The organism is Micromonospora sp. NPDC048843, assembly GCF_040649965.1.
Classification (GTDB): Bacteria; Actinomycetota; Actinomycetes; order Mycobacteriales; family Micromonosporaceae; genus Micromonospora; species Micromonospora hortensis.
The window spans coordinates 1-11077 of the sequence record NZ_JBEZGJ010000210.1; the positions used below are offsets into that span (position 1 = coordinate 1).

The following is an 11077-nucleotide window of genomic DNA, read 5'->3' on the forward strand; positions in this document are numbered from 1 at the left end:
CCGCCTCGATGACGCGTACCTCGAGCCCTGGCCGCGCCGGTGCGACCCCTGTGGTCCGGGTGCGGTAGTCGGTGCCGTCCGGTGCGTCAGCGCCCGCGGCGATCCCGCCCTGCGGGCCGCCGGTCAGCGGCGCGGCGAGCAGCAGCCCGGACTTGAGGGCGCGGCCCGGCCGCAGGTCGAGCAGGTTGAGCAGGTTGGCCGTGCCGGCGATCACGCCGGCACCGAGCAGCACGTCGACACCCCGGCCGAACGCGCCGTGCCGCTGCCGGCGCGGGTGCGCGGCGACCCGGGGGTCGGCGGCGAGCAGCGCGGCGGCACCCAGCCCGGCGGCACCCACCCCGACGACCTTGACCAGACCGGCGGTGACCCGCCCCTCACGTAGCGCGGCGAGGTGACCGGCGAAGCCCTTGGCCGCCTTCTGCTCCGGCCGCGCGCCGACCACGTCGTCGTACAGGCCGACGCCGCCCGCCCCGAGACCGGCGACCAGGGCGGCCCCACCGGCGGCGCCGCCGGTGGCACCGAACGCGCCGGCGGCGGCCGCGCCGGCGGCGAGCGCCGGCCCGGCGGCCAGGCTGACCGTGCGGCCACGGAAGTTGGTGCGCTCCAACGCGGGCCCGGCCGGCGAGGTGCGCACCTCACGCAGCGCGTAGCGGGCCGCCGCGGCACCCGCGCCGGCGATCAACAGCCGGCCCAGGGCGCTCACGCCGTCACCTCGCGGGCTCGGTCACGCGCCACCTGGTCGGATCCGGACACGGGGGTACGTCGTTCGCTCACTGGGGCAGTCTAGGCAACAGGCCGGAGGCGGCGTTGTCGCCGACGCCGTACTGCCCGGCCTTCTTCTCGGTGAGCTGCTGCACCAGGGCAAGGGTGGTGACCACCTGGCCCTGCACGGTGTTGGCGTTGTCGACCGTGGAGATGGTCTGGGCGAGCACCGGGTCGCCGCGCACCACGCCGACCAGGTTGCCGCCGACGGAACCGTTGCCGGCCACCACGATCGCCCCGGTGCGGTCGAACTGCTCGGCGATCTTGACCACCGACTCGTCCCGCTTGTCGGAGTCCTTGTCGACGTACGGCTGACCGCTGACCACGACGACCGCCTCCGCCGAGGCGGTGACCTTGTTGCTGTCGGTGGTCAGGTAGCCGGCGTTGTTGTAGGCGGCGAGCACCGCCCGACGGTCGGCGTCACTGACCGGCGCGACGCCCTGGGGCCGGTCCAGCAGGACACTGGCCAGCAGCGCGCTGGAGGTTTCCACGCCGTGCCCGTTGCCCGGCAGGCCGGTGGTCTGCGCGGTCGGGCGGGCGGCGGTGACGGCCAACTCCAGCAGGTTGGAGTTGTTGTCCGGGTTGATGAACTTGTCCTGCAGGTCGACCTGGCCGGTGATGGTGGCCCCGGCCTGCTGAAGCTTCTTGAGCACGTTCTCGGTGTGGTCACGCCCGTTGGGCAGGCTGAGAACCGCTACCCGACGCGCGGTGAGGGTGCCCGGCAGGAGGATCTGGGAGGTCTCCTCGGCGAACTCCTCTTCCAGCGCCAGTTGCTTCTCCATGTTGCTGACCGTCTGACGCCACTGCTGGTTGTCCTTGCGTAGCCCGGTGACCTGCTCCTTGAGCGAGTCGGCGACCGGGCCGTTGAGGGCGGCTGTGCCGACCACCAGGCCGATCGCCAGAGCCAGGAAGACCGCGGTGAGGGACACCACGTGGTAGCGGAAGTTGATCACGCTTGCAGCCTCTTGATCGGTCGGGAACTAGAAAAGCCGGTACAGCTGGAACACGAAATTGTCCCACCACTCGGCGACCACGCCCAGGTACGCCTTCCCGACTGTCGACACGGCCACCGCGGACGCCATCGCCGCGATCGCCGACAGCACCAGCAGCAGCAGCGACGAGCCGGAGATGCTCTGCCGGTAGAGCCGGCTCACCCCCTTGGCGTCGACAAGCTTGCCGCCGACCTTCAGCCGGGTCAGGAACGTCGAGGCCATCCCGCCGCGGCCCTTGTCGAGAAACTCGACGAGGGTGGCGTGGGTGCCGACCGCGACCAGCAGCGAGGCGCCCTTTTCGTCGGCGAGCAGCATGGCCAGGTCCTCGCTGGTCGCCGCGGCCGGGAAGGTGATCGCCGGCACACCCAGGCCGTTGACCCGGGGCAGGCCGGGCGCGCGCCCGTCCGGGTACGCGTGCACGATCACCTCGGCGCCGCAGCGCAGCACGTCGTCGGTGACCGAATCCATGTCCCCGATGATCATGTCGGGGGTGTAGCCAGCCTCGACCAGGGCGTCCGCGCCGCCGTCGACGCCGATGAGCACCGGCTTGAACTCCCGGATGTACGGGCGCAGCACGTCCAGGTCGGCCTTGTAGTCGTAGCCGCGCACCACGATCAGACAGTGCCGACCCTGCATCTGGGTCTCGATGTCCGGCACCCCGACACCGTCGAGCAGCAGGTCGCGTTCCTGACGCAGGTAGTCCATCGTGTTGGCGGCGAACGCCTCCAACTGCACCGACAGACCCTCCCGGGCGTCCGCCATCGCCTTGCCGACCGACTCGGCGTCCTGAAGGCTGCCGTGGGCCACCGGCTCGTCACCGGCGAAGACCGTGTTGCCCTCGATGCGCACCTGGTCGCCCTCGCGGATGCGCTCGAAGACGCCCTCGCCCAGGTCGTCGAGGAGCGGAATGCCGGCGGCGATCAACACCTCCGGGCCGAGGTTCGGGTAACGGCCGGAGACCGAGGGCTTGGCGTTGAGCACCGCCGCGACCCCGACGGCGACGAGCGAGTCGGCCGCCACCCGGTCCAGGTCGACGTGGTCGATGACCGCGATGTCACCGGGGCGCAGCCGACCGACCAGGCGTTTCGTCCGGCGATCAAGGCGCGCGGTGCCGAGGACTCTGCCCGGTTCGGAGTTCCGGTTCCGGCGCAACGTGGGTAGACGCATCGTGACCATCCTGGCATGTGAGGCAGGCTTTTCTGTCGCGACATGCCTGAGCAGGGCCGCCTACCCAGGGAAGCACACACCGGCACAAGCCGGTGTGCTTGCGCTCACAATACGCGGCGTCACAACCGCCTTTCCTTGGCGGCCACTGCCAAAAGCTCCTCGGCGTGGGCGATACCCAGATCTGAATCGGGCAAACCCGCCAGCATGCGCGCCAACTCCCGAGCCCGCTCGGTGTCCTCCACCACCCGCACCCCGCTTGTCGTCACCGCGCCGCCGGTGTCCTTCGCCACCACCAGGTGCCGGTCGGCGAACGCGGCCACCTGCGGCAGGTGAGTGACCACCAGCACCTGATGGCTGCGGGCCAGTCGGGCCAGCCGGCGGCCGATCTCCACCGCCGCCTGCCCGCCGACCCCCGCGTCGACCTCGTCGAAGACCAACGTCGGCGGGCCACCGGAGCCGGCGAACACGACCTCGATGGCGAGCATCACCCGGGACAGCTCACCGCCGGAGGCGCCGCGCTGCAACGGCAGCGACGGCGCGCCGGGGTGGGCCAGCAACCGCAGCTCCACCTCGTCACCGCCGTCCGACGTGACACCCACCTCGACGCCGTTGACCGCAAGCGTCGGCTCGGCACGCCCGGCCGGACGGGGCAGCACCGCCACCTCGATCCGCGCGTGCGGCATCGCCAGCCCGGCCAGCTCGACGGTGACCTGGTCGGCGAAGCGGATCGCCGCCTCCTGCCGGGAGGTCGACACCCGCCCGGCCAGGTCGGCCACCTCCACGGCGAGCCGCTGGCCCTCCCGCTCCAACTCGTCGAGCACGTCGTCGGACATGTCCAGGTCGGACAGTCGGGTGCGCGCCCGATCGGCCCAGGCGATCACCCCGTCGACGTCGTCGGCGTACTTGCGGGTCAACGCGCGCAGCGCCGCCCGCCGCTCGTAGACGTGCTGCAACCGGGCCGGGTCCGCGTCCAGCGTCGCCAGGTACGCCGACAGCTCCGCGGACACGTCGGTGACCAGCGTGGCCGCCTCCTCCAGGCGGGCCGCCAGCTCACCGAGCGCCGGATCGGTGCCGGACTGCGCCTCCAGGGTCCGCCGGGCGGTGCCGAGCAGCGCCGCCGCGTCCGGAGTCTCCTCGGCGGCCTCCGCACCACCGGCCACGCACTGCTGGGCGATCTGCGCGGCCGTGCGCAGGCCCTCGGCGTGCTCCAACCGCTGCGCCTCGGTCTTCAGCTCGTCGTCCTCACCGGGCTGCGGATCGACCCGGGTGATCTCGTCGAGGCCCAACCGCAGCAGGTCGGCCTCCTGGTTGCGCTCGCGGGCGTTGCGCCGACGGTCGGCCAGGTCGTCGACGACCCGACGCCATCCCGTGTACGCCTCGCGCAGCGCGTCAAGCAGCTTCTCGTGCGCGGGGCCGGCGAACCGGTCCAGTGCGGCCCGCTGCTCGGCCGGGCGCAGCAACCGCAGCTGGTCGGACTGGCCGTGCACGGCAACCGCCTGCTCGCCGACCTCACCGAGCATCGACACCGGCATGCTCCGGCCGCCGACGTGGGCGCGCGAGCGCCCCTCCACCGTCACAGTGCGGCTCAACAGCACCGAGCCGTCCTCGTCGGGCTCGCCGCCGGCCTCGATGATCCGCGCGTGCACGGCGTCGGCGACCCGCCCGTGCAGCCGCAGACGCCCCTCCACCACCGCACGACCGGGTTGGGCGCGGACCCGCCCGGCGTCGGCCCGACCGCCGAAGAGCAGGCCGAGGCCGGTGACCACCATCGTCTTGCCCGCACCGGTCTCGCCGGTGATGACGTTCATGCCGCCGGTCAACGGCAGCGTGGTGTCTTCGATGACGCCCAGCCCGGTGATGCGCAGCTCTTCCAGCACAGCCACGAACATTAGACGCGAGGCCCGACACTTGACCAGCCGACGGGCCCGGGCGCGGCCCGTACCCGGCCGACGTACAGTTCTGCCCCGTGTTGGACGTGATCGGCCTGACCTCGGCTGAGGAGGAGCTCTACCGCTGCCTGCTCCAGCTCACCACGGCCCGCATCGACGAGTTGGCCGGCCGCCTGCACCGACCCCGTGAGCAGGTCGTCGCCCAGGTCGAGGCACTGCGCGGCAAGGGCCTCGTGCAGCGCAGCGACAACGACCCGGATGCCCCGCTGCGCCCGACCGCCCCGGACGTCGCCCTCGGCGGGACGCTGCTGCGGCGTCAGGAGGACCTGGAGTCGGCCCGCCGACTGGTCACCCAACTGGCCGAGGAGTACCGCTCCGGACTGCGCCGACACCACGTCGACCACCTGGTCGAGGTGATCACCGGCGCCCGGGTTCTTCGGGACCGCCTGCGCGACCTGCAGAACTCGGCGCGTACCGAGGTGCTCTGGTTCTGCCGGGCCAATCCCCTCGCCATGGCCGGCCCGGAGAATGTCGAGGAGTTCGACGCGCTGGCCCGTGGGGTGAGCTACCGGGCCATCTACGAGCGTGACCTGCTGCTGGAGCCGGGCGCATTGGCCGACCTGGCCAAGGGGGTCGCCGCCGGGGAGCAGGCCCGCGTCCTGGACCGGCTGCCGGTCCGACTGGCCATCGTGGACGCCCGCACGGCCATCTGCCCGCTGGTGCCCGACCGCGACGGCGGCGAACCGAGCGCCGCCGTGATCGGCCGCAGCCAACTGCTCGACGCGCTGCTCGCCCTCTTCGAGAGCCACTGGCGGGTAGCCACCCGACTGCGCCTCGACGACCCCCTCGCCGTCGCGGCCCCCGAGACTCGACGGCCGGAACCCGCCGACCAGCCGGGCGACGGCTACCAGCCCGACGCCGACGAGGCCCGGCTGCTGTCGCTGTTCGTGGCGGGCGTACCGGACAAGTCCATCGCCTCACAGCTCGGGGTGAGCCGACGGACAGTGCAACGGCGCATCGCCGACCTGATGGCCGCCGCCGGCGTGGACACCCGGCCCGGGTTGGCGTTCCAGGTGGCCCGACGCGGCTGGCTCTGACGCGTCAGGGTCCGCCGTCGACCGACGGCGGACCCTGAACCGGCGGGGCGGAACGGCCAGGCCGCCCCGCCCGCCCGATCAGCGCAGCCCGTACGCCTGGAGCACCGTCTGGTCGACGGTGTTCCCGGCCCGGTCGGCGGCGTGCACCCGCAGCGACACCGTTCCGCGCCCCGCCGGCACCGTCGCGGTGTACCGGGTGCCCGACCCCGTGGTCGGCGCGTTGCGCCAGGTGACGCCCCCGTCGAAGGAGACCTGCACCCGGACGCCGGCACCGGTCGGCGCCGGCACCCCGGCCGGCTGCCGCAGGGTCAGCCCGAGCTGGTGCGGCCGGTTGCCGCGTACCGTGCCGCGCAGGTCGGCCGGCACCCGGTAGTCCACCTGGAGCAGCGACAACGCCGTGGCGGCGTCGCCCGCCGGTCGGGCCGAGGTGAACTCCCAGGCCGTGTCGGTCCGCGTGCCGTAAGACCACTCGGCCGAGGACCGCTGGGTGCTCACGTCCAGGCGGTAGCGGGCGCCCCCGGCGGTCGTGGGCACCGACGCCCAGCCGTCGGAGAGGTCCGCGATCTGCTGCCCGTTGCGGCTGACCCGTACCGTGACGGTGTCCGACTCCTCGCTCTCGCCGGCCACGCTGTAGTGCCCCTGGGCGTCGACGAACTCGGGCACCCGCAACTCCAGGTTGTCACCGGTGCGGGTGGGCACCGGCGCCCCACGGGCCGGGACGGCCGGGCGGAGCACCGGCGCGTGCCAGGTCTCGGTCACCCGGTCGTCGGCCGCGTAGCGCCGGGGCTGCTGGGTCAGACCACCGGCCAACTGCCCCCACTGCATGAACATCTGCTTGTGCAGCACCCGTTGCTGCCACCAGGAGTCCCCGGCGCTGACGAACTCCTGCCGGGTGGTGCCGTTGCGGACCATGCGCTGATCGTCGTTCCAGGCGTACTCCTGCCACGGACGCCAGCCGAACCGCTCCTCGGTGGCCCAACCCGCACCCATGTCGCCGTAGCTCGCTGTCACCTCGGCGGTGTTCTTCGCGGTCACCGTGTGCACGACACGCTCCGGCACCCGACCCTTCGACACCTGCCAGACGTCGTACAGGTACGGGCTGTCCACTGTCAGCGTCAGGTCCAGCGTCGCCCGACCCTTGCGCGCCGCCGCGATCAGCCGCTGCCCGTCGTCGTACGCGACCACCATCGACGGAATCGGCAGCCGCTCTCCGGTGGGCCGCCAGACCGTCCACGCGCTCTGGTCCTCCGGCCGGACGACCAGCACCGCGGCGGCGCCGGCCGCCGCGGCGGCGGACACCTGCTCCTCCTCCGAGCGGTTCGGGTCGGCGCCGAGCAGCACGGCGGTGCCCCGCACCCGGGTCAGCTCGGCGGGGGTGCCGGTGCCGGCCCAGACCAGCGGCAGCTTCCGCCGACCGGTCGGCGCCGGCGACGTGCCCAGCAGGTTGATGTCCGACGGACCGGACACCCCGCTGATCGTCGCGTCCACCATGGGCGCGACGAGCTGCCACCGCGAGGCGAACTCGAACTCGCCCTGGCGCACCTGGCGGGTCGGTGTGACGTTGACCTGCTCTACGGTGCTGTAGGCCATCACGCCGTGGTCGATCTGCCGGCCATTGCCCAGCACCCGATGGACGTAGTAGCTGAGCGTGGCCCGCTGCTCGCTGGGCTTCGGCGTCTCGATCCGCACCGGCGTGCCCTTGCGCGCGTCGAGCACCACTGTCAGGTCCCGGTCGACTGTCACCTCCGGCTCGATGATCTGGGTCATCTGCTCGTCCAGGGGGACGCCGTGCGTCATCAGCGCGGTCAGCACGTACGTGCCCTCCTCGACCTCCAGGGTGCCCTCGCCACCCCACAGGCCCCAGAAGTCCGACTCGGGCTGCTCACCGAAGACTGTCAACCCCGGCGAGAGGCCCGGCTGACCCTGCCGGTCCAGCAGCTTGATGGTGAGGTGGTGCACGGGACCGCTGACGGTGAACGCGACAGCGGTGCGCACCGCGACGCCGTCCGCGCCTGTCGCCACCAGCCAGCCACTGTGCACACCCCGGTCCAACTTCGCCGGGTCCGCCCGCAGCGGCACGGCGACGCTGCCGCCGGCCGGCACTGTCACCTCGACGCCGCCGACCGCGACCCCGTCGGTCTCGGCCGCCCGGGTGTCCAGGTTGCGCAGCTCCAGGGCCAACCGCAGGGTCTGCGGGGCCGTGCCGCCGTTGGTGTACGTCACGGTCCGCTCGACCGCGGCACCGCCGGTGGAGATCCGACCGAAGTCTGCGGTGGCCGAGGCGTACACCCGCTGGCCGAGCGCCCGGGCCACGTCGACCCGACCACCGCCCTGCTCGAAGACGGTCAGCGCCGGGTTCGCCTTCGTGGTGCTGACCAGCGCGTCCTTGAGCTTCCCGGCCGGCCAGTCGGGGTGTTCCTGGGCGAGGATCGCCGCCGCTCCGGCCACGTGCGGCGTGGCCATCGAGGTGCCGGACGCGGTCGTGTACGCGTCGTCCACCGGCGTACCCATGGCGGTGCCGGCGGCCCGAGCGGCGACGATGCCGACGCCCGGCGCGGTGATCTCGGGCTTGAGGCCGTTGTCGCCGAGGCGTGGGCCCCGGCTGGAGAACTCCGCCAGGTTGTCGGCACGGTCCACAGCGCCGACGGTGAGCGCCGCCGCGGCCGCGCCGGGCGCGCCGACGGTACGCGCGGCGCCCGAGTTGCCGGCGGCGACAACGAACAGCGCACCGGTCTCAGCGGTCAGGTCGTTCACCGCCTGGCTCATCGGGTCGGTACCGTCGGTCGGGTCGCCGCCGAGGCTCATGCTGACCACCTTCGCGCCGGAGTGGGCGGCCCACTCCATGCCCGCGATGATGGACGAGTCGTAGCCCGAGCCACCGTCGTCGAGCACCTTGCCGACCAGCAACCGCGCGCCCGGGGCGACGCCCTTGCGCAACCCGTCGGACGCCGCCCCGGTGCCGGCGATGGTGGCGGCCACGTGGGTGCCGTGGCCGTGCCCGTCGCGGGCGCTGCCGCTGCCGGAGAAGTCCTGCGCCTCGACGATCCGACCGGCCAGGTCGGGGTGGGTGGCGTCGACGCCGGTGTCGAGCACCGCCACCTTCACGCCGGCACCGTCGCGCCCGGCCGCCCAGGCCGTCGGGGCGCCGATCTGCGGCACGGAGTGCTCCAGCGCCGGGCGGACTCTCCCGTCCAACCAGATACGGGCGATGCCAGCACCCAGCCGGGGCGCGGCGGCAGTCGTGGTCCGGCTGGCCGGCGTACCGGCGAGCGTGGTCCACAGGTTGCCGAGGGCCCCCTTGCCGACCCGCAGCGCCGCGCCGTTGATGCTCTCCAACGGCCGGGCGTCGGTGGCACCGGCAAGCGGCTTGACCCGCCCGGCCGCCTGCTCCTGGTAGCGCACGATCAGTGGCAACGCGCCCTGCGCGGCGTCGCCGTATCCGTCGGCGGCCAACTCCTGCACGTCGAACAGGTTGGCGTCGAGGACCCCGCTCGAAACGTAGGGCAGGGCGTCGCTGGGCAGCACCCGCAGCCGGCCGTCGACCTCCACTGTCTGGAAGATGACGCGCTCGCGCCCGGGTCCCGGGCGGACAGTGGCGGCGACCCGGCCCGGCGCCGCGGGCGCGAGCTCGACCTGGTCGCCGGTGATCAGGGTGATGCGGACGGGTGCGTGCTGGGCGGGCGTGCCCGACGTCGGGCCGGTGGGCCGGGCGGGCGGGTCGGCGGACGCCGGTGCGGCGACGCCGACCACCAACGCGCCGACCGCGCCGACGGCGAGCCAGCGTGGGGACCAGTGCATGCGATGGGCTCCTCTACTCCTTAAGGCCCACCATCCGTAGACGAGGGCCGATCGGAGTCTGCGTCGGAGCGTGTCACCAGGTCACTAGTCGCCCACCGCCGCAGCGGCGACATGTCGCCAGGTGGACAACCCACGTCCACCGACAGTGTGTGCCACGGTCACCGGCGGCTGCCGCGCCAACCGTGCACCGGGAGGGCGAACTTGGCCACCAGCCGATCGGTGAACGGGCGGGGGCGCAACCGCACGATGCGCACCGGCAGGGCGCCCCGGCGCACCGTCACCCGCGCGCCAGGCGGCAGGTCGTAGACGCGCCGACCATCGCAGGAGAGCACGGCGAGGGTGGTGAACGGATCGACGGTGATCACGAAGGTGGACGTCGGGGCCGTCACCAACGGGCGGCTGAACAACGCGTGCGCGCTGATCGGCACCAGCAGCAGCGCCTCCACCTCCGGCCAGACCACCGGCCCGCCACCGGAGAACGCGTACGCGGTGGAGCCGGTGGGGGTGGCACAGACGACACCGTCGCAGCCGTAGCGCGACAGCGGCCGGCCGTCCACGTCGACGAGCAGCTCCAGCATCTGGGCCCGCTCGCCCTTCTCGATGCTGATCTCGTTGAGCGCCCAGGACTCGATGGTCGGCCCACCGTCGAACTCGGCCGTGACGTCGAGGGTCAGCCGCTCGTCGACCGTGTAGTTACGGCCGACGACGTCCCGGACGGCGGTGTCCAGGTCATCGATCTCCGCCTCCGCCAGGAAGCCCACCTTGCCGAGGTTGATGCCGAGCAGCGGCGCCTTCGCAGGCCGGGCCAGCTCGGCGGCGCGCAGGAAGGTGCCGTCCCCACCGAGCGCGAAGACGATCTCGGCGCCCTCGGCGGCCTGCGGGCCGGCGACCGGCACCACGCCAGGCAGGTCGAGGTCGTCGGCCTCGTCGGCGACCACCCGTACCTCGAAACCGGCGTCGATCAGGTCGGCGGCAACCGACCGGGCGTGCTCCGTGCTGCGCCGACGACCGGTGTGGGTCACCAGCAGCGCGGTCCGGCTCATCGGGCCACCCGCCCACGCCGGACCGGGCGGCGTCGCACCACCGACGCCGACACCTCGGCACGGCCGCGTGTCACCGCGTGGCCCGTTGCGGCGCCCTCACTGCGCGCGTTCACCCTGCGACCTCCTCCGCCGCCACGTCCGGCACCTCGCCGGCCATCGTCGAGCCATCCGGCCCGGCCGCCACCACGGCCCGCACCCGCTCCGGGTCGGCCGCCGGTGCGCCCCGGCGCAACTGGGTCGTCCAGTCGTCGCTACCCACCTCGTGCGCCTCGACGAACATGAAGTCCCAGTCCTGCTCGATCTCGTAGGAGGTGAAGAAGCGCAACTCT

Annotated in this window: 7 protein-coding genes and 1 pseudogene; 1 reads left to right on the plus strand and 7 read right to left on the minus strand. The window is 73.1% G+C overall.

The window, feature by feature from the left end:
• The 4 genes from AB0C20_RS31755 to recN form a co-directional block, all read right to left on the minus strand.
• A partial coding sequence (locus tag AB0C20_RS31755) for a hypothetical protein (RefSeq protein WP_357569370.1) occupies window positions 1-703 on the minus strand: 703 nt, incomplete at its 3' end.
• Between the two features lie 67 nt (window positions 704-770).
• Complete coding sequence (locus AB0C20_RS31760) at window positions 771-1715, minus strand: copper transporter (protein WP_124854822.1); 945 nt, start codon at window positions 1713-1715, stop codon at window positions 771-773.
• A 27-nt stretch (window positions 1716-1742) separates the two neighbouring features.
• The gene (gene steA, locus AB0C20_RS31765; RefSeq protein ID WP_091407271.1) at window positions 1743-2921 is read right to left on the minus strand and encodes a putative cytokinetic ring protein SteA; all 1179 of its coding nucleotides are present in this window, start codon (window positions 2919-2921) and stop codon (window positions 1743-1745) included.
• A gap of 119 nt (window positions 2922-3040) precedes the next feature.
• Window positions 3041-4798: a DNA repair protein RecN gene (recN, locus tag AB0C20_RS31770; protein WP_357189360.1), complete on the minus strand. Its 1758-nt coding sequence runs from the start codon at window positions 4796-4798 to the stop codon at window positions 3041-3043.
• Between the two features lie 89 nt (window positions 4799-4887).
• On the opposite strand from recN, the gene AB0C20_RS31775 reads away from it, so the two are divergent.
• Window positions 4888-5907 carry a helix-turn-helix domain-containing protein gene (locus tag AB0C20_RS31775; protein ID WP_357189338.1) on the plus strand — a complete coding sequence of 340 codons (1020 nt, stop codon included), beginning with the start codon at window positions 4888-4890 and terminating at the stop codon, window positions 5905-5907.
• Window positions 5908-5985: 78 nt separating this feature from the next.
• On the opposite strand, the gene AB0C20_RS31780 is transcribed toward AB0C20_RS31775, so the two are convergent.
• The 3 genes and pseudogenes from AB0C20_RS31780 to AB0C20_RS31790 all read right to left on the minus strand — a co-directional run.
• Window positions 5986-9705, minus strand: a complete 3720-nt coding sequence (locus AB0C20_RS31780; RefSeq protein ID WP_357569371.1) for a S8 family serine peptidase — start codon at window positions 9703-9705, stop codon at window positions 5986-5988.
• A gap of 158 nt (window positions 9706-9863) precedes the next feature.
• Window positions 9864-10748, minus strand: a complete 885-nt coding sequence (locus tag AB0C20_RS31785) for an NAD kinase (protein ID WP_196927235.1) — start codon at window positions 10746-10748, stop codon at window positions 9864-9866.
• 109 nt (window positions 10749-10857) lie between these two features.
• Window positions 10858-11077 (minus strand): annotated as a pseudogene (locus tag AB0C20_RS31790) (hypothetical protein); the annotation flags it as partial.